A 25,804-nucleotide genomic window follows, 5' to 3' on the forward strand; every position below is an offset into this window, starting at 1 on the left:
CTATATACCATCTCAGGTAATATCCGTGTCAATCCAAGAATTTAGTTTACTGCTAATTTCAGTTATCATTAGTGTTGTTGGACAGTTTTTTTTGAAGATAGGAGCGACAAAATTAGGTAAAGTTGATGCAGGTAACGCTATTAGTCATATTCTTAGTATTGTGACTACACCAGAACTTTTATTAGGACTAACCTGTTATGGTATTGGTGCTGTCGCTTATATTCTCCTGCTGACGAGAATCAATCTCAGCGTTGCTGCTCCCGCTGTATCAATTGGTTATATATTTTCTGTATTATTAGGTTACTTTGTTTTAAAAGAAACTATTCCTCTCAACCGTGTTTTTGGACTAGGTTTAATTGTCACCGGAGTGATATTAGTAGTCTGGAAAAAATAAACTATGTCCTCACCCACTCTAGCAAATCTCCAAACCTCTCCCCTGTCAAGGAAGAAGTTAGGTTAAGTCAGGCTAGTGAATCTCAGTACATAGAGAAATGTGTTATAACCTACCATCAGAACCATTATCCTGATCATTTATTGCTCACCCCTTGAAGGAGTTATGCTGTGGAAAATAATAAGTCATTTTTTGAGACACGGGGAATATTAATATCAATACTTGGCTTAACTGGTGCTTTAAGCATTGCTTTAATGATCATGTTCAAAAATAGCACCTCTGACGCTCAAAATCGCAGCGTCAGCACCAAGGATAATGATACTGCTGTTCTTATGGTAACTCAAGAGCGGTTAGAGCAGTTGAAAACAGAAATGCTCACCAGTTGGCAACAACAAGCACAAGCAAAAGGTGTTTCTACTGATGTACCGACTAACTTTCAAGGAATTGTCATCAGTGAAGCCAAACTTCCCCCAGAAAAAAAAGTTATCGCCCTAACCTTTGATGATGGTCCTTGGCCTAATAGTACAGCAAAAGTATTAGATATTCTCCAGAAAAATCGCATCAAAAGCACCTTTTTTGTCGTCGGCCAAAATGTTAAGAATTATCCCGACTTGACAAAACGAATAGTTGCAGATGGTCATACTATCGCTAACCATACTTGGCATCACTGGTATCATCACATGAATGCACAGGTAGCCGCTGCGGAAGTTGCAAATACCGGAGACATAATTTATCAAACTACAGGAGTGAAAACTAGTCTATTTCGTCCACCTGGTGGCAACATGACCAATGGGGTGGTAGCTTATGCTAAAAGTAATAAATATGCTGTTATTATGTGGTCATCTGATTCCAAAGACTATTCACGTCCCGCTGTACCTCGGTTAATAAATAATATCTTTAGAGAAGCTAAACCAGGTGGTATTGTATTAATGCACGATGGAGGCGGAGATCGATCTCACACTGTCAAAGCATTACCAGAAATCATTAGCAAGTTTCGCAAACAGGGTTATGAATTTGTGACTGTCCCCGAACTTTTAGAAATGCAAGATCAGTATCCATCCTTAATTGCCCATAAATCTCAGAAATCTCAGAAACTTGAGAAAGCTAAGAAACCTTAAAGAAATAAAGTCAGAATCAGGATACCCAGGATTAAAGGATGAACAGGATGAATAAGCTGTTGGGCATTTAAATTGTATATTGCTCACAACTAAAACTCTTGTGAAACAGGCATCCTACCTGTTTTAATTATGCAAATTAAATGTCTATCAGCTTATACCAATTCTGGATAAAGATGCACATAATCTTAATTAAATCCTGTACATCCTCAAATCCTGGACATCCTGATTCAGACAAAAAAGGATTAAAGGATAAACAGGATAAAGTATTTAATTAAATCCTGTAAATCCTCAAATCCTGAACATCCTGATTCAGACAAATTACACAGAACTTAATTGTTTTTCTGCCACTTTAGCCTCTGGACTGTCAGCTTCAGATGGTGGTACTAATTGCCAGAATTTGGGTAAATACTCTGGCCAATTAGCGATAATTTCTAAGGCTTTGGGTGAACCAGTTTTATCAGCGTGAGCTTTAATTAAATCATACAACTGTTTTTCACCCGCATCACTGGCAACCCGCTGGACCTTAACAATAGCATGATTTACGAAATCTGGGAAATTACCGACTTCATCCAGGAAATAAGCCAAACCACCAGTCATTCCTGCACCAACATTCCGGCCTGCTTTACCCAAGACGACAATTACACCACCAGTCATGTACTCGCAGCAGTGATCACCAGCACCTTCAATGACGGCTGTACCTTTTGAGTTGCGTACAGCAAACCGTTCTCCAGCCAAACCATTAGCAAATAATCTACCACCAGTAGCACCATAAAGGCAAGTATTACCGACAATGACGTTTTCCGCTGGGTTGTAAGTCGCATTTGCGGGAGGTTTAATGATAATTTCCCCACCATTCATTCCCTTCCCTACATAGTCATTGGCTTCACCTTCTAAGCTCAAAATCACACCATCAAGATTAAACGCGCCGAAACTTTGCCCGACACTGCCTTGAAACTTCAGGTTAATTTGCCCTTTAAAGCCGTTGTCACCATATTTTGAAGCAATCACCCCAGTTAACCGAGTCCCGACGGTTCTATCGGTATTAACAACGGCGTAGGTTTTACTAACTATCCCTTGTTCCTGGATTCCTTGACAAATATCCGCATCAGCTAGTAATTGATCATCTAATACAGGTCCATTACTATGAACTTTTTCATGTACTAACCAATCACGATTAATTTTTGTATCTGGTAGCTTAGTTAAACAATCTAAGTTCACAGCTTGGGTTTTATTGAGTTTTACATCAGAGCGTACTGTTAATAAATCAGCGCGACCAATTACCTCTGATAAAGAACGATATCCCAATTTAGCTAACAGACTCCGCACTTCCTCCGCGACAAAGTAGAAGAAGTTGACAACGTTTTCGGGAACTCCTGTAAACCGCTTCCGCAGTTCCTCTTTCTGAGAAGCGACACCCACAGGACAGTTGTTAGTGTGGCAAATTCGCGCCATAATGCAGCCTTCCGCAATCATAGCTATCGAACCGAAACCAAACTCTTCAGCACCCATTAAAGCCCCAATTAATACATCCCAACCACTTTTTAAACCACCATCCACACGCAAGATAACGCGATCGCGTAACCTGTGTTTCATTAATACCCGATGTACTTCTGTTAAACCCAATTCCCAAGGAGTACCAGCGTGTTTAATAGAAGAAAGGGGTGATGCACCAGTACCGCCATCATGGCCTGAAATTTGGATAATATCAGCATTAGCCTTAGCTACACCCGCAGCAATTGTGCCAATACCGATTTCTGCGACTAATTTTACTGAAACTTGGGCTTTAGGGTTAATTTGGTGCAAATCAAAAATCAACTGTGCTAAGTCTTCAATAGAGTAAATATCATGGTGGGGTGGTGGAGAAATCAAAGTTACACCGGGTTTAGAACGCCGTAACATAGCAATATAGGGACTAACCTTGGGACCTGGTAACTGTCCACCTTCTCCTGGTTTTGCACCTTGAGCGATTTTAATTTCAATTTGTTTAGCTGTGGCTAAATATTGGGGCGTAACGCCAAACCGCCCTGACGCAACTTGTCTAATGGCACTTGCAGCGGTATCACCATTTCTTAACCCATGCAAATGGGGGAAAGTAGGAGATTTACCAGCAGTATCAACATCATTTAAAGCGTTGTAACGAACCGGATCTTCTCCACCTTCACCAGAATTAGATTTACCACCAATGCGATTCATAGCGATCGCTAAAGTTTCATGTGCTTCTCGTGACAAAGCCCCTAAAGACATCCCCCCGGTACAAAAACGCCGCACAATATCATTAACGGACTCTACTTCTGACAAAGAAATTGGTGTCCGTTCACTGTGGAAATCCAATAAATCACGCAGTGCTGTCACAGGTCGGTTTTGCAGATGCTGTTTATACACTTGATAATGGTCATATTGCTTACCATTAACCGCCTTATGTAGAGCCTTAGCCAACTCTGGGTTATTACTGTGATATTCCCCACTAGGACGGTATTGAACAAAACCTAAATTTTCTAACTTATTCGCTGTCAATTCTGGGAAAGCCTTGCGGTGGAAAGATAACACTTCTTGAGCTAATTCACTCACACTTAAACCACCAATACGGGAAGTTGTTCCCCGAAAACCCAAAGCCAACAAATCACCACCAATACCAATCGCTTCAAATATTTGTGCTGCTTGGTAGCTAGAAAGCAGAGAAATCCCCATTTTCGAGAGAATTTTCAACAAACCCGATTCTACAGCTTGGCGATAATTTTCTATAGCTTTTTCCCAGGTCAAAGTAGCAATTTTCCCCCTAGTCATAAACTGCTGGGTCTTAGGATCATCCCACCAAGCACTCACAGTATCCAAAGCCATATAAGGACAAATAGCACCCGCACCATAACCCAATAAACAAGCAAAATGATGGGTACTCCAACACTGGGCGGTATCCACAATTAAGGACGTTTTCATTCGCAACCCAGCGCGAATCAAATAATGGTGAACTGCACCAATAGCTAACAATGGCGGAATATAAGTATATTCCGCAGCAATACCCGTGTCAGTGCGATCGCTTAATATTAATATCTTTGCCCCAGCCCGTACAGATTCCGCCGCTTGTTTTTGTAAAGATTCCACAGCGGACTTCAAACCATCTGGACCTGTAGATATGGGAAATAAAGTCGACAATTCAGCCGTGGCAAATCCTGACAGTTTAATTGCTTCCAATTCTGCTTGAGTGAGTACAGGCGATTCTAATTTGAGCTTACGAGCGTACTCTGGCTTAGGTTCTAATAAATTCCCCCTTTCCCCCAGTTCCACTGTCAAGGACATAACCAGCTTCTCCCGCAAAGGGTCAATAGCTGGATTAGTCACTTGGGCAAAACGTTGTTTAAAATAGTCATACAGTAAATGAGGTTTGTCCGAAAGCACAGCCAATGGAGTATCATCACCCATACAAAAAGTCGCTTCCGCACCAGTGCTGGCCATGGGGTGAATTACCATTTCCACATCTTCTATAGTGTAGCCAAAAGCGATTTGCTGTTGTAATAGGACTTGTGTATCAATTTTCCTGCTAGTCTGCCTATTGCCATTAGTTAAGCTATGATGTCCATTACCATTTGACTCACCCTTAACTAAGCGATTCAATTCTAAGCGATATTTTTGCAACCATTCCCCGTAAGGATACTGTTTTGCAATACGTTGTTTAATCTCCCAATTTTTCAAGATTTCTTGGGTATTTAAATCTACCGCAATCATTTGTCCTGGTCCTAGTCTACCCTTTTCTAGAACATTCTCTTCTGGTAAATCTACAACTCCCGCTTCCGAAGCCACAACGATATAATCATCTTTGGTAATGACATAACGCGCAGGTCGTAAACCATTGCGGTCTAATGTTGCTCCTACCTTCTTCCCATCACTAAATACTAACAGTGCTGGTCCATCCCACGCTTCCTGCAACCCGCTGTAATATTCATAAAAGTCTACAATTTCTGGATATTCCGCTAAAGCAGGTTGATTTTTGTATGCTTCCGGAACCATCATCATCAACCCTTCTAAGGGGCTACGTCCCGAACGTACCAGTAACTCTAATACATTGTCTAAAGTAGCAGAATCACTATTATCAGTATTTACCAGTGGCTTGAGTTCATCAAAACGATCTTCCCAAATTGGATGACTCAGAGTCGCCTCCCGTGCCATCATCCAATTAATATTCCCCAACAGGGTATTAATTTCTCCATTGTGACCTAATAACCGCATGGGTTGAGCTAAAGGCCATTTCGGCATAGTATTGGTACTAAAGCGGCGATGGTATACCGCAAATGATACTTTAAAAGCAGGATGCTTGAGATCTTCATAAAAATCCCCCAATACAGCCGAACGTACCATGCCTTTATAAACAATGGTGCGACTAGAGAAAGAACATACATAGAAATCCTCAGAAATTCTCCTTCCCGCTTGCATAATGCGTTTACTCGCAATATACAGTTCTCTTTCCAATTCATCACCGCTTTTATCAGCGCAAGAAATTATAACCTGTTCTATACGAGGTTGATTTTCTCTAGCTTGTACACCCAACACCTCTGGACGCACCGGAACTACTCGCCAGCCCAGTACAGTCAATTTTTCCTCTGCTGCTATTTGCTCAAATGCGTTCTTAGCAACTTGAGCCGCTTCCGAGTCTTGGGGCAAGAATATCATTCCCACCGCCTTATGACTCACATTAGCAAAATCAATTCCGTGACTGTTATCTTGTGCTAATAATTCCCAAGGAATTGCTGTCAGTATCCCCGCACCGTCACCAGAATCTTGGTCAGCGCTACAACCCCCTCTATGTTCTAAGCAAGTTAAGGCAGTTAAAGCCTTGTTTAAAATTTCATGACTAGCTATATTCTGACGATGGGTAATAAACCCTACTCCACAAGCATCCCTTTCTTCTACTAACCACTTTTGTCCTAAATAAGTATCTTGACAATTGATATCTGACATTGTAGTTTGCTGACCCTGATTTGATTGATGACTCATACTTTATTCCTGAAATATTGAGGTACAGACGTTGTTACTACTGCTATAGGGAAATTTTCTCATTTATTGGCACTCGATAAAAATACATAATTACCAAAATTTAGGGATAACAATTTCAGCCTTAGCTTGACATTTAGCCAAAGCTGTGTTATCAGTGCCTACTCTATTTTTTATTTGTTTATGCACTCTAAAAAAAATTACCCTAATCTAAAATTTTAGAGCTGTGGGAATTTTAGATTTAATCTCCAAGACTATGATCATAGCCTCCAAGCAGTGTGTATTATTTAAAGCAGTTATCGCTAGTATTTTTAGTGTGACAACTGTTTGCTACTCTTGATAAGAGACAAAAACCCAATATACATATTATCATGATTATTTCTAAAAAAGGTAATTATTTTTTTAATTTTCTGATAAATTTTCGTTAGGCTGGTTTTTGCATAATAACTTTATCAAAAAACACAATGATCTGGAAAATACTCAATTCTCTGTCACCACTGCTGTCAGCAGCACTGTGTTTAACTGCTAGTTATGGCGCATTCGCCCAAAATATTCCTAGAATACCAAATTCCGTTCCCACTGCTGTTAGTGCTGGTAATCAAATTACTATAAATGGCCGAACCTTACCAGGAGCATGGTTACAACCAACAGGAATGCAAACTTATATCAGTGATGGCGCAGTTAAGCAATTAATGGGCATAGATTTACTCAGTAGTAACAATCCTGGTAAACAGCCAATACAGTGGTTTTCTAGCTTGACAAATCCCATAATTCTTAATACTAAACTAAGAGGTGGGTATCGCTATTTAGATATAAGTAAATTAGCTAAAACAGCAAAATGGCAAATTAAAGCTAATGGTAACACATTAGTAATTGCCACTCCCCCTTCTCAACTGAGAAATATTCGTCTTGGTAAACAACCAAAAGGGGATCGGATTGTACTAGACTTAGATAACGCAACTTTTTGGCAAATTAGACAAGAGTTACCAGTCAAAAAAGTAGTAGATCCTGATGAAATTATCCCCAAATCTACCACACCGGCCAACCGCCAATGGACTGTCACTTTAGATACTATTGCTGATGCGGCTTTACTCGCAGTTTATAACCCTAAACCTCCTATAGCACAAAGCACAGAATCACCCATTGAAAAAATAGAAATTGTCAATAATCAAACAATTATCAGTTTGAGTATTCCCTTTGGACAGTCTGTACAAATTAGCACCGTCTCCCAGCCAAATCGTCTAGTAATTGATATTCAACCTGATGCAATGGTCGAAAGAAATATTACCTGGGCGCAGGGGTTACAATGGCGACAACGGCTAGTAACTTTAGGAACAGACCGCTTTCCTGTGGTTTGGTTGGATATTAATCCCCAGACTGTGGGTTTAAGCATTAAGCCTATCTTAACTAAAACTAACGTGCAAACATTAACTGGTACTGCCCCTTTAATCCAAACTGCTCAAAATTACTTAGCCGTAGCGGCAATTAATGGTGGTTATTTTAACCGCAATAATAAATTACCATTAGGGGCAATTAGACGAGATAATCAATGGATATCAGGACCAATTCTTAACCGAGGAGCAATAGCTTGGAATAATAACGGACAATTCTATTTTGGTCGCCTCACCCTCACAGAAACCTTAACTAGCAACAATAATCAACGTTTACCTATTATTTTACTCAATACTGGCTATGTTCAAAATGGCATTTCTCGTTACACAACTGCATGGGGAGATACTTATACACCCTTAACTGAGAATGAAAATATAATTGTCGTGGAAAACAATCAAGTAACTAATCAATTACCAGGGTTAAAAACTGGTATAAATGCTATTCCTATTCCCAAAAATGGTTATCTCCTGATTTTCCGTAATGAGACACCACAATTACCCATTGGGACAAAAATTGATCTTACCAACAACACCACCACACCCGAATTTAGTCGTTATCCCTATATTATCGGTGCAGGACCCCTATTATTAGAAAATCGGCAAATAGTCCTCGACGGAGAAGCCGAGAAATTCGGTTCTGCTTTTATGAACAGTCAAGCAGTTCGTAGCAGTATTTGTACCCTTAATACAGGTAACTTAATGATTGCTGCCGTACATAATCGCGCAGGTGGTGGAGGTCCAACCTTAGAAGAACAAGCCAAGTTAATGCAAACAATGGGTTGTATCAACGCTTTAAATCTAGACGGTGGTAGTTCTACCAGTCTTTATTTAGGAGGTCAATTGCTGGATCGTTCTCCCAATACAGCAGCCCGTGTTCATAACGGTATTGGAATTTTCCTAGAATCAAAGTCAGGACTTACACAAAACAGAAAAAAGAAGTAGATGTAAGTATTAGGTTTTAGTTATAGAAACCAGAGACTCGACTTCCGACCTTGATTCATAATATATTGATACCATCAAAGAAGAACTCAGGTATCTTACCCGTATCTTATCCTAATTCGTGTTTTTGATCAAGATTTTATGTAGACAGATGAGTTTGAACATTCTCATTTTACCAGTCAGTGCTGACTTTTGCTATCTTAATCAAAGTGGCTGAATTTAGTCCCTTTGTCATCAACTGTTACAGCTAAAAACGGGTTTATTATGTCTCCAAATGAGGTAATTATGGCTAAATTATCAGAAACAGTCCCCACGAATACTCTTACTTTACAACCAGCAATTAATTCTAGAAGCGTTGTCGCAGGTGAATTACGTCCTTGGGGATCCTTCACAGTCTTGGAAGAGGGTCGCGGATATAAAATTAAGCGCATTGAAGTAAAACCTGGACATCGCCTGAGTTTACAAATGCACCACCACCGTAGTGAACACTGGATAGTTGTTTCAGGTACAGCCAAAGTAGTTTGTGGCGACAAAGAGATATTATTAAGCAATAATCAATCAACTTATGTCCCTCAATGTACAACTCATCGCTTAGAAAATCCCGGCGTGATTCCCTTGATTTTGATTGAAGTCCAAAATGGCGAATATTTAGGAGAAGATGATATTATTCGCTATCAAGATGACTATGCACGTGAAAAATAGGCAATAGTTACAAGGGAATCGACAGGGGGGATTTTTTCTTTCTGACCACTGACCAATAAAAAAATTCCATGATTAATTTAAGTTCAGCAGCCATTAATGAAATTAGGCGCTTAAAATCCAAACAACCATCAACTATTTTATTTCGTTTGCGGGTGAAATCTGGTGGCTGTGGTGATTGGTTTTACGATTTGGGTTTTGATACAACTGTACAAGCCACAGACCAGGTTGTAGAGTTTGATGATATTCGTCTAGTTATAGACCCAGGAAGCCTAAATTACATTAATGGCTTGTCACTAGATTACGCAGAAGATTTGATGGGTGGTGGTTTTCGCTTTGATAACCCCCAAGCAATATCCATCTGTAGTTGTGGCAATTCTTTCTCTGTTAGTCAGTAGTCAGTAGTCAGTTGTCAGTAGTTAGGAATTACCTGGTTTCTGTTCCCTGTTAAGAGTTCCCTGTTCCCTTCCAAAATGATTGACAGAAAATCAGAAAAAATGATATAATCAGGATTTGTTAAAACTTAGATCATAAAGCAGCTTCACGCGCTGTAACTCATGCCAACAATACAGCAGCTAATACGTAGTGAGCGCGAACTAGCGCGTCAGAAAACCAAGTCCCCTGCTCTGAAAGAATGCCCTCAACGTCGAGGCGTTTGCACCAGAGTATACACAACAACACCGAAGAAACCCAACTCAGCACTCCGTAAGGTAGCAAGGGTAAGGCTTACCTCTGGATTTGAAGTGACAGCTTACATCCCAGGTATTGGTCATAACTTACAAGAACACTCTGTAGTTATGATTCGCGGTGGTCGGGTCAAAGACTTGCCCGGAGTTAGATACCATATTATCCGTGGTACATTAGATACAGCCGGAGTTAAAGACAGGAAACAAGGCCGTTCCAAATATGGAACTAAACGCCAGAAAGCAGGGAAAAAATAGGGAAGAGGCGGTTAATCGCGTTAAATACGGTTAATCGTCCTGACCAAAACTCTGTATCTGGGAGAAAAAGCAAGTTGCATGAGCTTCTGAGAATAATCCTGTAAAAGATAACAGCACTTTCATCTAAATTTAAAAGTAGATTAAGTTGTCGTCTTCTGTGTCTGGTGACAGACAATAAAGTGAATTAATTCAGTCTCTTGACAACTGATAGAGCCATAAACAAAAAATCAGGAAAATTAAGCGGCTGATGAAACCGCTTTTAGTCTCCTGTGTTCTGATAACATATAATTTCGTTGCCAAATTCCCTATTCAAGGATGAAGTATGTCTCGTCGTGGTGTTAGTCAAAGGCGGCCAGTGCCGCCTGACTCAGTGTACAATAGTCGCCTGATCAGTATGATGATGCGACGACTAATGCGTCATGGCAAAAAATCAATTGCCGCAAGAATAGTTTATGATGCTTTGAAAACTATTGAAGAACGCACCGGTGGAAGTCCCTTAGAAACTTTTGAGAAAGCAGTGCGTAACGCTACACCATTAGTAGAAGTAAAAGCTCGCCGAGTCGGTGGAGCAACCTACCAAGTACCAATGGAAGTGCGTACAGATAGGGGTACTACCCTAGCATTACGTTGGCTAGTACAGTATTCTCGTCAACGTCCAGGGAGAACTATGGCAGGAAGACTGGCTAATGAGTTAATGGATGCTGCGAATGAAACTGGTAGCGCTATTCGTAAGCGGGAAGAAACGCATCGCATGGCAGAAGCAAACAAAGCATTTGCACACTATCGTTACTAAACTAAGTAGAAAAGCGATATCGTCTTCCCAGCTCGGTAATTCATATACAATGTGAATTAGCTGATAGCGCGGAATGGCAAAACCATAGTCTTTAATTAAACTATTACTTATGCGAAAACCAAGCAATTATAGTGATAGTTTTTTCAGAGCAAAAAAAAGTGATATTGCGTTTGGCTAAAGCGTGAAAGCTTACTGAGGGATAACCGCTCCCATGCTCCCATTGAAGTAAGAAGTAAATGTCTAGCTTCGTCTAGGATTTATATAGCAGCAGTAATATACAAGATATCATAGGGCGACAACAATAGGAGGTAATGGTGGCACGCACAAACCCGCTAGAGAGAGTACGCAATATCGGTATTGCGGCGCATATAGATGCGGGAAAAACAACGACGACAGAGAGAATATTATTTTACTCTGGGATCATTCATAAAATTGGCGAAGTTCACGAAGGAACAGCCGTCACAGACTGGATGGAGCAGGAGCGAGAGCGGGGAATCACCATCACTGCAGCTGCAATTAGTACCAGTTGGAAAGATCATCAAATTAACATTATTGATACTCCAGGTCACGTGGACTTCACAATTGAAGTCGAACGTTCCATGCGAGTATTAGATGGTGTAATTGCTGTGTTTTGTTCCGTAGGTGGTGTACAACCACAGTCAGAAACAGTATGGCGACAAGCAGACCGCTATAAAGTACCTCGCATTGCCTTTATTAACAAGATGGATCGCACGGGTGCGAACTTCTATAGAGTGCATGATCAGATGCGCGATCGCTTGCGGGCCAATGCGATCGCCATTCAACTACCCATCGGTAGTGAAACTGAATTTAAGGGGATTATAGATTTGGTGCGGATGTGTGCATATATGTACACAAATGACCAAGGAACTGATATCCAAGAAACAGAAATTCCCGCCGACTTACAAGAAAAAGCCACAGAGTATCGCAAACAATTGGTAGAAGCAGTAGCAGAAACCGAAGATGCTTTGATGACCAAATATTTTGATGGCGAAGAACTGACAGAAGCAGAAATCCGTACTGCTCTACGTAAAGGGACAATTGCTGGGACAATCGTACCAGTGCTGTGCGGTTCAGCCTTTAAGAATAAAGGTGTGCAGTTGATGTTGGATGCAGTGATAGATTACCTGCCAGCGCCAACAGAAGTACCACCAATTCAAGGCACACTGCTCAACGGTGATCCCGTAGAACGTCATGCTGATGATAACGAACCATTATCAGCTTTGGCATTTAAGATTATGGCTGATCCTTATGGTCGCCTGACCTTCGTTCGTGTTTATTCTGGTGTGTTGAAGAAAGGTAGTTATATTCTCAACGCCAGTAAGAACAAAAAAGAGCGGATTTCTCGATTAGTGCTGATGAAAGCAGATGATCGGCAAGACGTGGATGAACTACGGGCTGGTGATTTAGGTGCTGCACTAGGATTAAAAGATACTTTGACAGGTGATACCCTTTGTGATGAAGGCTCACCAGTAATTCTGGAATCCTTATTTATTCCTGAGCCAGTGATCTCGGTAGCGGTTGAACCCAAAACCAAGAACGACATGGACAAGCTTTCCAAAGCACTACAATCCCTGTCAGAAGAAGATCCCACCTTCCGTGTTCGTGTTGACCCTGAAACTAACCAAACTGTAATTGCGGGAATGGGAGAATTGCACCTAGAAATTCTCGTGGACCGGATGTTACGGGAATTTAAAGTAGAGGCAAACGTTGGTGCGCCCCAAGTGGCTTACCGCGAAACCATCCGCAAATCCGTCGAAAAAGTTGATGGTAAATTCATCCGTCAGAGTGGTGGTAAGGGTCAGTATGGTCACGTGGTGATCAACTTAGAACCAGGCGAACCAGGCACAGGTTTTGTATTTGTCTCTAAAATTGTCGGTGGGATTGTACCCAAAGAGTACATAGGACCTGCTGAACAGGGAATGAAAGAATGTTGTGAATCCGGTATTTTAGCCGGATATCCACTCATTGATGTCAAAGCCACATTAATACATGGTTCTTACCATGACGTAGACTCTTCAGAAATGGCTTTCAAAATTGCCGGTTCTATGGCAATCAAGGAAGCGGCTGCAAAAGCTTCTCCTGTCATCTTAGAGCCGATGATGAAAGTTGAAGTTGAAGTACCTGAAGACTTTATGGGAACTGTCATCGGTGACTTAATCTCCCGCAGAGGACAGATTGAAAGCCAAAGCACTGAAAATGGGGTTGCGAAGGTAGTATCGAAAGTTCCACTAGCAACCATGTTTGGTTACGCTACTGATATCCGGTCAAAAACCCAAGGTCGGGGAATTTTTACGATGGAGTTTAGTCACTACGAGGAAGTACCTCGGAGCGTGGCTGAAACTATCATTGCCAAAAGTAAAGGAAACGCTTAATTAAAAAAGGAAACTAGTATTCATGGCACGCGCAAAGTTTGAAAGAAATAAACCCCACATAAATATCGGTACTGTTGGACACGTTGACCACGGTAAAACTACTTTAACAGCAGCTATTACTATGACATTGGCAGCTATGGGTCAAGCTGTAGCTAAGGGTTATGACCAAATTGATAATGCACCGGAAGAAAAAGCCCGGGGTATTACCATCAATACTGCTCACGTTGAGTATGAAACTGAAAGTCGTCACTATGCTCACGTAGATTGTCCGGGACACGCTGACTATGTGAAAAACATGATCACAGGTGCGGCGCAAATGGATGGAGGTATCTTGGTAGTTGCGGCTACGGATGGTCCTATGCCCCAAACCCGTGAACACATCCTCTTGGCAAAACAAGTCGGTGTTCCCAGTCTCGTAGTCTTCTTGAACAAAGAAGATTTGATGGATGACCCAGAATTGCTGGAATTGGTAGAACTAGAACTACGAGAACTGCTTTCGAGCTACGATTTTCCTGGTGATGATATTCCCATTATCAAAGGATCAGGTCTACAAGCTCTCCAAGCAATGACCGCAAATCCCAAAACTCAACGGGGTGAAAATCCTTGGGTAGACAAAATCTACGAATTAATGGACGCTGTAGATTCTTATATCCCCACCCCAGAGCGGGCTATAGACAAACCATTCTTGATGGCAGTAGAAGACGTATTCTCCATCACAGGTCGTGGTACAGTTGCCACGGGTCGGATTGAACGGGGCGTGGTCAAAGTCGGTGATAACGTAGAGTTGGTAGGTATTAAAGATACTCGCGCTACTACCGTGACTGGGATTGAAATGTTCAAGAAGAGTCTTGAAGAAGGTCAAGCAGGGGATAACGCAGGTGTATTACTGCGCGGTATCCAAAAAGCTGATATTGAACGGGGAATGGTAATCGCTAAACCAAAATCAATTACCCCTCATACTGAATTTGAAGGTGAAGTTTACGTTTTAACAGAAAAAGAAGGTGGACGGAAAACTCCATTTTTCTCTGGCTACCGTCCTCAGTTCTATGTGCGGACAACTGATGTAACTGGTACAATCACAGCGTTTACCGCTGATAATGGTGATGCGGCAGAAATGGTGATGCCCGGAGACCGGATCAAAATGACTGTAACCTTGATTAATGCGATCGCTATTGAACAAGGTATGCGCTTCGCTATTCGTGAAGGTGGCCGGACTATTGGTGCTGGTGTTGTCGCTAAAATCTTGAAATAACACTCACCTTTTTGCTCTCATGACAAAGGAGCGGAGATAAATGATAAAATCTCTGCTCCTTTCTATTCCCAAAAACTATTTTGGATTTTAAATTTTAAATTCGAGATGACATCTAAAAATCTAAAATCTAAAATCTAAAATCTAAAGTCTAAAATTTACCGAACCTGGAAAACTTTGATATGGCCACTCTACAGCAGCAAAAGATTAGAATTCGCTTGAAGGCATTTGACCGTCGTTTATTAGATACATCTTGCGAGAAGATTGTAGACACAGCTAACCGTACCAACGCGACAGCTATAGGACCGATTCCTTTACCAACAAAACGAAAGATCTATTGCGTACTCAGATCACCTCACGTAGATAAAGACTCACGCGAACACTTTGAAACCCGTACCCATAGGCGCATTATTGACATTTATCAGCCTTCTTCTAAAACCATTGATGCGCTGATGAAGCTAGATTTGCCTTCTGGTGTGGATATTGAAGTCAAATTGTAAATTTGTCATTGGCCAATAAGATCCCCGACTTTGATAAAAATTCGGGGATCTGTTTTTGTAAAAAAATTTGTGAAAAAATTTATGTTGTGGGCTTTTTCTTTAGCGATCAAACATAATGATAAAATATAAACCAAGTCGGGAGAAATTAGAAAACAATATAATATTTTAAGAATACAATTAATTTATACTCAACTAACTAACAATGACATCCTCTTCTAAAATTGCAGTTCGTGAACTACCCCTGTTTCCATTACCTGAAGTAGTTCTATTTCCTACCAGACCATTACCCTTGCATATCTTTGAATTTCGCTACCGAATCATGATGAATACGATTTTGGAGAGCGATCGCCGATTTGGGGTATTGATGATTGACCCAGCTAATGGGACAATTGCTAATGTTGGTTGTTGCGCGGAAATTCTTCATTATCAACGGCTACCTCATGACAGAATGAAGCTATTAGCTTTAGGACAGCAAAGGTTTCGTGTTTTAGAGTATGTGCGGGAAAAGCCTTATCGCGTTGGTTTGGTAGAATGGATTGAAGATCAACCACCAGCTAAGGATTTACGTCCTTTAGCATCTGAAGTGGAACAACTTTTGCGGGATGTGGTTCATCTTTCATCCAAATTAACAGAACAAAATATTGAATTACCCAATGATTTACCAGATTTACCCACAGAACTATCTTATTGGATAGGTAGTAATCTGTATGGTGTCGCTCCAGAACAACAAGCATTACTAGAAATACAGGACACAGTGGCTCGTTTAGAACGAGAAGCGGAAATTCTCACTTCTACTCGTAATCATTTAGCAGCACGTTCTGTGCTTAAAGATACATTTAGTAATATGGGATAAACTGTCCAAATTTTACAAATTTTATAAGTTCAGGGTTTGCACATAGCTTCTAGTTTCTATGTTCCAAAATTTGATGGTATTATCCTCACCAAAGATAATCAAGATTTATTGTCGTTATGACAAAGGAACTCTTAACTCTTAACTCTTAACTCTTAACTGGGAAGAGGTTTTGGGCAACTTTACCTTTCGTTACTTATGTCGGTTTTTTTCCGTTCACCTACTTATAAATTCTTGTTTTTACTTCTTTTGTTTTTTGCCATTCCCTTGATTAATCCTCGACTCTAAGGTAAAATGTGGTATTTCTTCAAGTTCATCTTCATTTAAACTATACTGTTCACAAACAAGACTTAAGCGATTTCCCGCAGTTGTAACAGCATTCACAGAATGAGTTAAATCACCCTGAAAATAAATTAAAGCATTGGTTTGGGGTTTAACTTGTCCAACCTGACGTTTTTGAGATTTTAGCACCAATTCTCCTCCCTGCATATCCTCTGGTACACGCACATAAAGAACGCTTACAAATGCTGGTGGTTCAACAGTTTTACAATAGGAACGCAAAGATCGATCAATATGGGGGTCAACACGAGAACCCGCTTTAAGTAGTAAAGGATTGAGATAAAAAGCATTACAAGTAGGTAAAAGTGCTAAATCTAAATAAGGCTTAAAATAGGGAAATTTTTGGATAACTTCCGCTAAACCCTGACGCTGAAACACCACAGAAAAGCCTTTAGTATTCACAAAATCCCGATTAAGGTTATTAATAGCAAAATAGGGACAAGCTTGGATTTCTCCCCACAAGTCCTGGAGATATTGAAGAGGAAAGACGTGAGGATGTTGTTGATAGTATTTCACAGTCAGTTAAACTAATTTACATTGCAGGAGTTTTCATCTATTTATACCACACTCTCAGTTCTGTATTTTTTTCTTCCTACGATACGGGAATATGGCTCATCTCCATGCGTCTATACGGAAATCTGCAAATAACCTCACAACTCAGAATTAGCCATAAGCAACATAACCACAGTCCAGGATAAGCCTAAAAAATCAATACTAGTAAAGGACTGACCACGATAGTGAATCAAAAGTGCGGATAAAAGGACTTGAACCTTCACTCCTTTCGGAACTAGAACCTAAATCTAGCGCGTCTGCCAATTTCGCCATATCCGCATTATCATTTCATGATTATAGCATAACAAATCATTTATGACAATAGGTAAAAAATTTAAATAAAAATTTAAATTTTCAAATAAACAGGACTTGTGAAACTTCCGTAAGTCCTAATAAATTGAGAATTAGGCTATGGGGTATTAAGCTGTACTCCATTTAATTTGTATGATTCTAGCGGGCAAGATGCCCGTACCACAACATCTAGCTAGATTAGGATTATCAAATTTAAATGCGTAACAGCTTAGTAATTTCTCCCCATATTCCCATCTACATAACAGTTACACGAGGTAGACGATGCTTAAAGCCGCACAGAATTTCCCAAGAAATGGTATTTAGGCAATTTGCCCAATTATCAGCCGATATTTGCTCTTTTCCCTGTTCTCCCAACAATGTAACTACTTCCCCCTCTTGTAAATCCGGTATAGAACTTACATCTAACATCATTTGATCCATTGTAATTGCGCCAATTTGCGGCACACGCTGTCCACGGATTAATACTTGCATTTTGTTGGAAAGATTACGGGGTACACCATCAGCATAACCAATACCAACCACCGCCAGCCGCATTTCCTCAGCAGCAATAAAATGATGACCATAACTAACTCCAGTACCAGCAGTTATAGTTTTAACTTGGGTAACTCTAGCTTTAACCTGTAAAACAGGTTTAAGTTTGATTTGATTTTGTAAGTGAATAGCAGGATACAACCCATAAATCGCTAAACCTACGCGCACCATATCATAGTGTAATCCTCTATCTGTAAGAGTAGCCGCTGAGTTAGCTAAATGTAAAATAGGAATTTTGATACCTTTAGCTTTGATGTGTGCTATTACTTTTTCAAATCGTCTATGCTGTTCTGTCATCATCCTAGCATCAGGACTATCTGCTGTTGCCAGATGAGAATAAATACTAGCAATATGCAAATGGGGTAATCTTTGCACCAACTGGACAAATTCTGCTGCTTCTTGCCAATTCGTGCCTAATCTAGACATTCCTGTATCCAATTTAATATGTACAGGTAAGGGTAAATTATAATTAATATTTTCTAATACGTTAGAAAATTCTAAAGCTTGCTTGGGACTATATAGGGTAGGCTGAAGTTGCCAATCAGCGATCGCCTGAATTTGTTCTGGTGTGTTCGTTGCCCCTAAAATTAAAATTGGGGCTTGAATACCATCTTCCCGCAATTGAATACCTTCGGGAACAGTCGCTACACCCAACCAACTAGCACCGGATTCTAAAACAGTTTTAGCAACTGCTACTGCCCCATGTCCATAGGCATCAGCTTTAACTACTGCCATTAATTGAGTACATGGGGATAAAAACTTTACCAACTCCTTGACATTATTAGACAAAGCTCCCAAATCAATTTCTACCCAAGCCCGCTGAGAAAACCAAGCATAAGCATCACGTTCTTGATGATCAGTAAAAATTGGGGTTTGTTTGCGATTTAACATTGGACTTCACTCCTATCACACCACCGAAAAGCTTCTCCCATCCCCTAGAAGCTATATCAATTTAATCAGGAAGTTTAACTTTTATCCGGTAATTTATACAAGATGGTGGCGTGAGTAATATTAGTGTGTCCGCATATTCAACAATTTTTCTTTAACTTAATTATTTTATGATAGTTCTTCCTTATCGTCTCCATCATAACAAATTTAAAATCAAATGTCAACCCCTAAATACTTCTTTATTGCGATTTTTTTGGCAAATTTGGGAAAATAGTAACCACAAGATACCCCACTTCTGGAAGAAGTCGAGAATCTGAGTTGAGAATAAAAGTATAAATTCCTTTCCTATCCCCAAGAAAGTGTATTTGTGTTAATATATGTAAAACTAATACCTTGAGCGCAGATTCATGGGGAAGGTTTTAGTCCTGAACGCCTCTTACGAACCGCTCAACATCACCAGTTGGCGACGGGCCACCGTGTTGTTGATGAAAGGCAAAGCTGAACGCTTAGAATACAATGGTAAATTCCTTTACACTGACTTTCCGCAGCCAACCGTTATCCGATTGCGCCACTATGTCCGTGTTCCGTATATGGAAGTTCCTCTGACCCGTCGGAATATCCTGCATCGTGATGGACACACTTGTCAATACTGTGGTTACACAGGAGATAAGTTGACACTTGATCATGTGATACCGAGATCACGAGGGGGGGGTGACACCTGGGAAAACATTGTTGCTGCTTGTGTATGCTGCAATGTCAAAAAAGGCAGTCGTACACCCCAAGAAGCACGGATGCCTTTGCGTCATTTACCTCGCCAACCTTATAGCAGTCTTTACTTTGAGGTAACAAAACATCTGAAAAGTGGACTGCACCAAGAATGGCAAAAGTACGTAATAGGCCTTTAACATTATACAGAATCAACTACAAAAACTCAGGTCAAATTTCACCTGTGGATAGAACTGTTTAACCTAAAACAGTGGCTACAAGTGGTATTTTTACTTGTTTTGGGTTAGTGCTAACCAGCTTAGGGTAGAATTGCCATAAGCTGATATTTTTATGTCCGCAGCGTCGCAAATTACTTGTTTTTCAAGAATTGGGGTTATATCCTTTAAGAAGGGATATAGAGGGAGGATTTGCTCTTAACTGATAATTTGCTACAATTATGAGTAAATGATTTGCCACCAAGCCACCAAAGAAATTGAGAAACAAATTTGAACACAAGATAGTAAGCATAACACAAGTCAAATAAATATTCAAGATAATTATCTAATTTTCATCAAAATCTGCATATTTGTTTAGACAAGTCTCGAAATCAAGAATTCAAATAGATGCTAAAAGGAGAGGCTTGCTTGATTTTTGGCATTTATAGGCACTTTTTGACTTGTGTTAATGACAAAAAATAAACAACTTTAGATAGTACCAACAATTAACTTTAGATTATGGACAAGTCTCATGTAGCTTTAGCAGCGCATTATTGCTTGGATTATATCTAAATGGATAACACCACCTTCAACGTTTAGAAATACAGTTCCCTATGTACGCGAATTATCCAGCCTCTCAACTTGAGAACTTATCTTTAGCTAAAGATCCAAATCCAGAGGAAGTAGAAACAGAGAGAGACATTATTGAACCTCCACCTTTAGTCCGGACATCTTTATCACCGGCTAATAGTGATGGTGGTATCTATTTAGTTCAGCGTGGCAGTTCTTTAGCGTCTCAGAAATCGGAAGAGTTACAAAAAACCCTGCTAGGACACCGCCATGAACGTCAGTTAGTGATTTTACAGGATTTTCCTGATCCCGACGCTCTTTCTTGTGCCTGGTCATATCAATTAATTGCCCAACAGTATGATATCAAATGTGACATTATTTACGCGGGAACTTTAAGCCATCAGGAAAATATTGCTTTAGTTAAATTAACTAATTTACCCGCTCAACGCTGGACAATGCAAACCCTGAAAAATAAAGATTTGTCATGTTATCACGGTTTCGTGTTAATTGACAACCAGGGAACTACCTCTCAATTATTACCAGCAATCCAACAAGCGGGAATTCCCTTAATAGTGCTAGTAGATCATCATAGCTTGCAGGGGGACATCAAATCCGAATTTATGGATGTTCGTCCTTATGTGCGAGCTACAGCGACAATTTTTACTCAATACTTACAAGCAGGATTATTGACCTTAGATAATAGTATTAACCAGCACATTAAATGTGCTACAGCCTTAATGCACGGGTTAAGATCGGATACAAATAGGTTAATGCAAGCCCAAGAAGAAGATTTTATGGCTGCTGGGTATTTGAGCAGATTTTATGATGCTCAGTTACTAAATGCTATTTTACAAGCAAATCGTTCTAAGCGTGTAATGGATGTGATTGAGCGATCGCTTAAAAACCGCATTGTTCAAAATAATTTTTCCATAGCTGGTGTTGGTTACTTGCGGTATGATGATCGGGACGCAATTCCCCAAGCCGCTGATTTTCTAGTTACAGAAGAGAATGTTCATACTGCGGTAGTGTATGGAATAGTTCATGATGAAGACGACGAACTAGAAGTAATTATAGGTTCTTTGAGGACGACAAAACTGACCCTAGATCCTGATGAATTTATCAAAGAAGCCTTTGGACAAGATAGCGCCGGGAGATTTTTTGGTGGGGGGAGAACTGGTGCGGGAGGCTTTGAAATTCCCATGGGTTTTTTATCAGGTGGTAATGAAAATTCGGCTTATGCCAAAATGAAATGGGAAGTTTTCGACGCACAAATCAAACAGAAATTATTAAGATTGGTAAATCCGAGAGATAATCCAATTTAGTCTTAAACCGGATTAAAAGACTTGATTAATTTAGGGTTTAGCAGTGCTGAACCCATGCAAATGAATTGGCTTTTGCTGTCTGATAAGCGGGTATAAATTTGGTATAACTTATTATTGCGCGAAGGTGTCATTATTGGTCAAAAGTGTGTTTATGTCAAAGTAAGTGAATCTCAACCATTGGCAGAATACTTATGATGGAAAATACTAAAAGTTTACATGATGAGAAAGTTGAATCTTTGATCAAAAAGTATCGTGATCAAGGATTTACTGTTATACAAAACCCGAAAGCAGATCAATTACCGTTTGATTTGGATAATTATCAACCCGATATTCTGGCTACTAAGAATGAAAATGAATGCGGTTTAATAGGTTTAATAATTGAAGTAAAAACCAGCATTACTCCAGTTTCAGTTGAGCGTTTACAATCTGTTGCAGAAGAAGTGAGTAAACATCCAGGCTGGCGTTTTTTATTAGTGACACTTGAAGATATGGAAGCAGAATCATTACCAGGAACTTGTGAAGAACTGCCATCCTGGGAAGAACTAATTAACTATTTTAGTCAAGTTAGCAAGCTGATTGAAAATAATAATATTGAACCTGCTTTTCTTTTTCTTTGGAGTCTTTTTGAGGGAGCATTAAGAAAAAGAGCAGTTGATGTATCAATTCCTGTTGAACGTTTACCAGCCATAAAATTAATAAAATCAATGTACTCTTTGGGAGAGTTATCAATTTCTGAATTTGATATTATTCAAGCTTGTCTTGAACAGCGCAACCGACTGGCTCACGGATACATTCAAAAGCTAGATTCGGAGGTTTTACATAAGCTTGTAACGTTGGTTGTTAAGTTATTGATAGAATGGACTTCTAATATATCTGAAACTGAAAAAATAGCAGTTATACAGGTTTCCAGGCTTATGGCTAGTATGACAAAAAATATTCAGGAAAACACAGCACAAAGAAATCAGAAATTTCAAGAAATAGTAGTTTCTGAGTTACATAATCACCCAAAAGAAAAAGAAATATTGGCAAAGATCAAGCACGCATTGGAAAAAGGAGAAGGAGGAACTAATTTTTTCAATGAACTTCAACACTTATCTGATGAGTATTACGATACTTCTACTGAATCTAAAAATCAACAGGTAAACAAAAATGAAACAGTTTTAGATGATAACGCACAAATAGCACTTGATGTTTTACCAACTCAAGAGAAAGAAAAGATTAGTTATGCTATTAGTTGTCTAGAAAACTTTCCTGATTGTTCAGAAATTGAAGTTTCTAAACTAAATTCAAGTTCAGATAATGATTTTATTGCCAAGGTAGGCATATATCGAATCATTTTTGAATTTCAATCTAAAAAAGTAACTATTATTGATATAGTTAATTACAAACGGATTGAAATGTTATATGGATTATTAGAAAAGGCTAAAGTATGAGTGGTCTAGATTTTTGTGATATAGATATTAAACAGTGTTTGATTGAACTTGAGGAATTTGAAAATCTACTGCGTGATAATAAGGAATTAAATGAACGGAAGGATATACTTCCTTTTTTCAAAGAGAGACAACATTTATCTGCCTGTATTGGATGGTACGCTCCTGATAACTTTTGCAACCAAATCAAACATGAATTTACATTATTTGGAAATTTTAGAGCCGATTTAGTTGTTGGTGATTCTGTAAATAATATTTACTGTTTCATTGAATTTGAAGATGCTAGAAAAGATAGTATTTTTGTAAACAAAAAAGGAAAAACTACATCAGAGTGGTCGTCTAGATTTGAAAATGGATTTAGTCAAATCATTGATTGGTTTTAGAAACTTGATGATTTTAAGAATACTGGTCAATTTCGTTCTATTTTTGGAAGTGAGAATATAGAATATCAAGGTATTCTTGTTATAGGTAGAGATGAATTTCTTAGCGAGGTTGAAAAAACTAGATTGAAATGGTATTTAAATAGAGTTGTAGTAGACTCACGCAAAGTAATTTGTAAAACATTTGATCAATTAGCTAGAGATACAAGAAATAGACTTTCACGGTATCCAAAGATTTTATGAAATTACTAATTTTACCCTCTTGTTTGCGCTTTTTCGCAAAATAAAAAATCATATAAAAACACCCAACTGAAAAAATGGAACTATACTTAATCCGTCATGGTATCGCCGAAGAACATCAACCAGGACTAAAAGACGAAAAACGACAACTCACCCCGGAAGGAAGAGAAAAAACCGAGAAAATAGCCCAGAGATTAGTCAAACTCGGTTTTAATTTTGATTTAATACTCACTAGTCCCCTAGTTCGCGCTTATCAAACAGCAGAAATACTCATTGCTGCTGGACTGAGTTCCCAGTTAGAAGCATCAGATCATCTTAGCTTTGATGGTAATATTCAAAATTGGTGGCAAGAATGGCTTAAACCTAAAAAATATCCCCAAAAAACCAAACTAGCATTAGTAGGCCATGAGCCTAGTTTAAGCCATTGGGCAGAAATTCTCCTCTGGGGAGAAGCAAAAGAGAGCCTTATCCTCAAAAAAGCAGGTATGATGGGAATAAAACTACCAGATGATGGTTCTCCCTTGGGTCGTAGTCAAATGTTCTGGTTGACACAGCCCAAGTACCTGCTGTAAGAGTTGTTCAATATGAACGCATAGAATAGTTGTAATATCGGCAACTCTTGTAGTGAAAATAGTCTCTGGTGAGTTAACGTGAGCAGATATTTTACAAAGTAAATGGTGTTGCCATGACGGTATGCGAATACAAGCCTGGTTTAGAAGGTATTCCCGCAGCTCAATCGAGTATAAGTCATGTAGATGGGCAGAAAGGAATTCTAGAATATCGTGGTATTAGGATTGAGGAATTAGCCGAAAAAAGTACATTCCTAGAAACTGCATATCTTTTAATCTGGGGTGAATTACCAACCAAGGAAGAACTAAAAGCATTTGAGCATGAAGTTCTCTTCCACAGACGCATCAAATACCGCATTAGGGACATGATGAAATGCTTCCCTGAAAGTGGTCATCCTATGGATGCTCTTCAAGCTTCTGCTGCTGCTTTAGGTTTATTCTATTCTCGCCGTGACTTACATAATCCGGTCTATATTCGTAACTCCGCTGTCCGGTTAATAGCGACTATTCCCACAATGGTAGCAGCCTTCCAGTTAATGCGGGAAGGTAACGACCCCGTTAAACCCAGGGATGACTTAGACTATGCGGCTAACTTCCTGTATATGCTGAACGAGAAAGAACCTGATCCTTTAGCAGCCAAGATATTTGATGTTTGCTTAATTCTTCATGTTGAGCATACAATGAATGCTTCTACATTTAGTGCTAGAGTCACAGCTTCTACCTTGACAGATCCCTATGCTGTAGTTGCTAGTGCCGTAGGTACTTTAGGCGGACCCTTGCATGGGGGAGCGAATGAAGAAGTAATTCAGATGCTAGAAAACATTGGTTCTGTAGAGAATGTTCGTCCTTACGTAGATGATCTTCTCCGACGCAAAGCCAAAATCATGGGTTTTGGACATCGTGTGTACAAAGTCAAAGATCCCCGCGCTACAATCTTACAAAGCTTGGCAGAGCAGTTGTTTGAGAAATTCGGGTATGACGAATATTATGAAATTGCCGTAGAAATGGAAAGGGTAGTTTCCGAAAAATTGGGTGACAGAGGGATTTATCCTAATGTTGACTTTTATTCCGGTTTAGTGTATAGGAAAATGGGGATTCCTACAGACTTATTTACACCAGTATTTGCGATCGCTCGTGTAGCAGGTTGGTTAGCACACTGGAAAGAACAACTGGTAGAAAACCGGATTTTCCGTCCTACCCAAGTTTACAATGGTCTTCATGAAGTCTCTTACACTCCCATAGACCAACGTTAAGTGATAAACAACTCAACTCTAGATTTTGGATTTTGAATTTATGCCCTTCAGTGGACAGATTGATAAATGTCACATCTTCTATTGGGGCTTATGATCCAAAATTACAAATCCGGCTGACAACAGTAGGCTGTTGCAGAAAATCAGACAATTTAGATACAATCGACGTTACCAGAGTGGAAACGGCTATTTGTGTCTCACTGCTGAATGGGTAAACTTTTGCCCATTTCTCCACTGATAAATTATCAATTACC

Annotated in this window: 19 protein-coding genes, 1 tRNA gene and 1 pseudogene; 17 read left to right on the forward strand and 4 right to left on the reverse strand. The window is 39.6% G+C overall.

What is annotated here, in order from left to right; genetic code table 11:
* Positions 1 to 25: 25 nt before the first annotated feature.
* Together FFO06_RS06310 and FFO06_RS06315 are read left to right on the forward strand one after the other, a co-directional pair.
* Positions 26 to 394 carry an EamA family transporter gene (locus FFO06_RS06310; RefSeq protein ID WP_137907276.1) on the forward strand — a complete coding sequence of 123 codons (369 nt, stop codon included), beginning with the start codon at positions 26 to 28 and terminating at the stop codon, positions 392 to 394.
* Positions 395 to 561: 167 nt separating this feature from the next.
* Positions 562 to 1,509 (forward strand): polysaccharide deacetylase family protein, encoded by a 948-nt coding sequence (locus tag FFO06_RS06315; RefSeq protein ID WP_137907277.1) that lies wholly within the window; start codon positions 562 to 564, stop codon positions 1,507 to 1,509.
* A 318-nt stretch (positions 1,510 to 1,827) separates the two neighbouring features.
* On the opposite strand, the gene FFO06_RS06320 is transcribed toward FFO06_RS06315, so the two are convergent.
* The gene (locus FFO06_RS06320) at positions 1,828 to 6,495 is read right to left on the reverse strand and encodes a glutamate synthase-related protein (protein ID WP_137907278.1); all 4,668 of its coding nucleotides are present in this window, start codon (positions 6,493 to 6,495) and stop codon (positions 1,828 to 1,830) included.
* A gap of 461 nt (positions 6,496 to 6,956) precedes the next feature.
* On the opposite strand from FFO06_RS06320, the gene FFO06_RS06325 reads away from it, so the two are divergent.
* The 9 genes from FFO06_RS06325 (at position 6,957) to FFO06_RS06365 (ending at position 16,250) form a co-directional block, all read left to right on the forward strand.
* Positions 6,957 to 8,825 (forward strand): phosphodiester glycosidase family protein, encoded by a 1,869-nt coding sequence (locus FFO06_RS06325; RefSeq protein WP_137907279.1) that lies wholly within the window; start codon positions 6,957 to 6,959, stop codon positions 8,823 to 8,825.
* 282 nt (positions 8,826 to 9,107) lie between these two features.
* A complete protein-coding gene (locus FFO06_RS06330) occupies positions 9,108 to 9,524 on the forward strand; it encodes a cupin domain-containing protein (RefSeq protein ID WP_137907280.1) in 417 nt (138 codons plus the stop codon).
* 68 nt (positions 9,525 to 9,592) lie between these two features.
* The gene (locus FFO06_RS06335; RefSeq protein ID WP_137907281.1) at positions 9,593 to 9,919 is read left to right on the forward strand and encodes a HesB/IscA family protein; all 327 of its coding nucleotides are present in this window, start codon (positions 9,593 to 9,595) and stop codon (positions 9,917 to 9,919) included.
* Between the two features lie 159 nt (positions 9,920 to 10,078).
* Positions 10,079 to 10,462 carry a 30S ribosomal protein S12 gene (gene rpsL, locus FFO06_RS06340; protein ID WP_028085100.1) on the forward strand — a complete coding sequence of 128 codons (384 nt, stop codon included), beginning with the start codon at positions 10,079 to 10,081 and terminating at the stop codon, positions 10,460 to 10,462.
* Positions 10,463 to 10,784: 322 nt separating this feature from the next.
* Positions 10,785 to 11,255: a 30S ribosomal protein S7 gene (rpsG, locus tag FFO06_RS06345; protein ID WP_137907282.1), complete on the forward strand. Its 471-nt coding sequence runs from the start codon at positions 10,785 to 10,787 to the stop codon at positions 11,253 to 11,255.
* Between the two features lie 314 nt (positions 11,256 to 11,569).
* Positions 11,570 to 13,648 carry an elongation factor G gene (fusA, locus tag FFO06_RS06350; protein ID WP_137907297.1) on the forward strand — a complete coding sequence of 693 codons (2,079 nt, stop codon included), beginning with the start codon at positions 11,570 to 11,572 and terminating at the stop codon, positions 13,646 to 13,648.
* 22 nt (positions 13,649 to 13,670) lie between these two features.
* Positions 13,671 to 14,900 carry an elongation factor Tu gene (gene tuf / locus FFO06_RS06355; RefSeq protein ID WP_137907283.1) on the forward strand — a complete coding sequence of 410 codons (1,230 nt, stop codon included), beginning with the start codon at positions 13,671 to 13,673 and terminating at the stop codon, positions 14,898 to 14,900.
* Positions 14,901 to 15,079: 179 nt separating this feature from the next.
* Entirely contained in the window at positions 15,080 to 15,397 is a 318-nt protein-coding gene (gene rpsJ / locus FFO06_RS06360; protein WP_015113498.1) for a 30S ribosomal protein S10, read from the forward strand.
* 202 nt (positions 15,398 to 15,599) lie between these two features.
* Positions 15,600 to 16,250, forward strand: a complete 651-nt coding sequence (locus FFO06_RS06365; RefSeq protein ID WP_137907284.1) for an LON peptidase substrate-binding domain-containing protein — start codon at positions 15,600 to 15,602, stop codon at positions 16,248 to 16,250.
* A 237-nt stretch (positions 16,251 to 16,487) separates the two neighbouring features.
* Here the strand turns inward: FFO06_RS06365 and FFO06_RS06370 are convergent, their stop codons facing one another.
* From FFO06_RS06370 to alr, 3 genes are all read right to left on the reverse strand, one after another.
* Positions 16,488 to 17,102: a 2OG-Fe(II) oxygenase gene (locus FFO06_RS06370; RefSeq protein WP_137907285.1), complete on the reverse strand. Its 615-nt coding sequence runs from the start codon at positions 17,100 to 17,102 to the stop codon at positions 16,488 to 16,490.
* Between the two features lie 233 nt (positions 17,103 to 17,335).
* A tRNA-Leu gene (locus FFO06_RS06375) sits at positions 17,336 to 17,417 on the reverse strand.
* A 267-nt stretch (positions 17,418 to 17,684) separates the two neighbouring features.
* Positions 17,685 to 18,872, reverse strand: a complete 1,188-nt coding sequence (gene alr, locus FFO06_RS06380) for an alanine racemase (RefSeq protein WP_137907286.1) — start codon at positions 18,870 to 18,872, stop codon at positions 17,685 to 17,687.
* Between the two features lie 404 nt (positions 18,873 to 19,276).
* On the opposite strand from alr, the gene FFO06_RS06385 reads away from it, so the two are divergent.
* The 6 genes and pseudogenes from FFO06_RS06385 (at position 19,277) to FFO06_RS06410 (ending at position 25,553) form a co-directional block, all read left to right on the forward strand.
* Entirely contained in the window at positions 19,277 to 19,774 is a 498-nt protein-coding gene (locus tag FFO06_RS06385; protein WP_028085093.1) for an HNH endonuclease, read from the forward strand.
* A gap of 629 nt (positions 19,775 to 20,403) precedes the next feature.
* Entirely contained in the window at positions 20,404 to 21,681 is a 1,278-nt protein-coding gene (locus tag FFO06_RS06390) for a DHH family phosphoesterase (RefSeq protein ID WP_137907287.1), read from the forward strand.
* Positions 21,682 to 21,872: 191 nt separating this feature from the next.
* Complete coding sequence (locus tag FFO06_RS21115) at positions 21,873 to 23,114, forward strand: hypothetical protein (protein ID WP_162501178.1); 1,242 nt, start codon at positions 21,873 to 21,875, stop codon at positions 23,112 to 23,114.
* Positions 23,111 to 23,734: pseudogene (locus tag FFO06_RS06400) on the forward strand (Shedu immune nuclease family protein). Before FFO06_RS21115 ends, FFO06_RS06400 begins: the two are co-directional and overlap by 4 nt.
* 74 nt (positions 23,735 to 23,808) lie before the next feature.
* Positions 23,809 to 24,303, forward strand: coding sequence for a phosphohistidine phosphatase SixA (gene sixA, locus FFO06_RS06405; RefSeq protein ID WP_137907288.1), 495 nt, complete (start codon positions 23,809 to 23,811; stop codon positions 24,301 to 24,303).
* A 113-nt stretch (positions 24,304 to 24,416) separates the two neighbouring features.
* On the forward strand, positions 24,417 to 25,553 hold the full coding sequence (locus tag FFO06_RS06410) for a citrate synthase (protein ID WP_137907289.1): 1,137 nt from the start codon (positions 24,417 to 24,419) through the stop codon (positions 25,551 to 25,553).
* Positions 25,554 to 25,804 lie beyond the last annotated feature (251 nt).

The sequence above is a fragment of the Dolichospermum planctonicum genome (genome assembly GCF_005402965.1).
Classification (GTDB): Bacteria; Cyanobacteriota; Cyanobacteriia; order Cyanobacteriales; family Nostocaceae; genus Dolichospermum; species Dolichospermum planctonicum.

What these genes read in the sequence shown, in the direction of transcription:
- FFO06_RS06320 (WP_137907278.1), bottom strand. Translation starts at nt 6,495, where the DNA reads ATGAGTCATCAATCAAATCAGGGTCAGCAAACTACAATGTCAGATATC.
- FFO06_RS06325 (WP_137907279.1), top strand. Translation starts at nt 6,957, where the DNA reads ATGATCTGGAAAATACTCAATTCTCTGTCACCACTGCTGTCAGCAGCA.
- FFO06_RS06330 (WP_137907280.1), top strand. Translation starts at nt 9,108, where the DNA reads ATGGCTAAATTATCAGAAACAGTCCCCACGAATACTCTTACTTTACAA.
- FFO06_RS06335 (WP_137907281.1), top strand. Translation starts at nt 9,593, where the DNA reads ATGATTAATTTAAGTTCAGCAGCCATTAATGAAATTAGGCGCTTAAAA.
- rpsL (WP_028085100.1), top strand. Translation starts at nt 10,079, where the DNA reads ATGCCAACAATACAGCAGCTAATACGTAGTGAGCGCGAACTAGCGCGT.
- rpsG (WP_137907282.1), top strand. Translation starts at nt 10,785, where the DNA reads ATGTCTCGTCGTGGTGTTAGTCAAAGGCGGCCAGTGCCGCCTGACTCA.
- tuf (WP_137907283.1), top strand. Translation starts at nt 13,671, where the DNA reads ATGGCACGCGCAAAGTTTGAAAGAAATAAACCCCACATAAATATCGGT.
- rpsJ (WP_015113498.1), top strand. Translation starts at nt 15,080, where the DNA reads ATGGCCACTCTACAGCAGCAAAAGATTAGAATTCGCTTGAAGGCATTT.
- FFO06_RS06365 (WP_137907284.1), top strand. Translation starts at nt 15,600, where the DNA reads ATGACATCCTCTTCTAAAATTGCAGTTCGTGAACTACCCCTGTTTCCA.
- alr (WP_137907286.1), bottom strand. Translation starts at nt 18,872, where the DNA reads ATGTTAAATCGCAAACAAACCCCAATTTTTACTGATCATCAAGAACGT.
- FFO06_RS06385 (WP_028085093.1), top strand. Translation starts at nt 19,277, where the DNA reads ATGGGGAAGGTTTTAGTCCTGAACGCCTCTTACGAACCGCTCAACATC.
- FFO06_RS06390 (WP_137907287.1), top strand. Translation starts at nt 20,404, where the DNA reads ATGTACGCGAATTATCCAGCCTCTCAACTTGAGAACTTATCTTTAGCT.
- FFO06_RS21115 (WP_162501178.1), top strand. Translation starts at nt 21,873, where the DNA reads ATGATGGAAAATACTAAAAGTTTACATGATGAGAAAGTTGAATCTTTG.
- sixA (WP_137907288.1), top strand. Translation starts at nt 23,809, where the DNA reads ATGGAACTATACTTAATCCGTCATGGTATCGCCGAAGAACATCAACCA.
- FFO06_RS06410 (WP_137907289.1), top strand. Translation starts at nt 24,417, where the DNA reads ATGACGGTATGCGAATACAAGCCTGGTTTAGAAGGTATTCCCGCAGCT.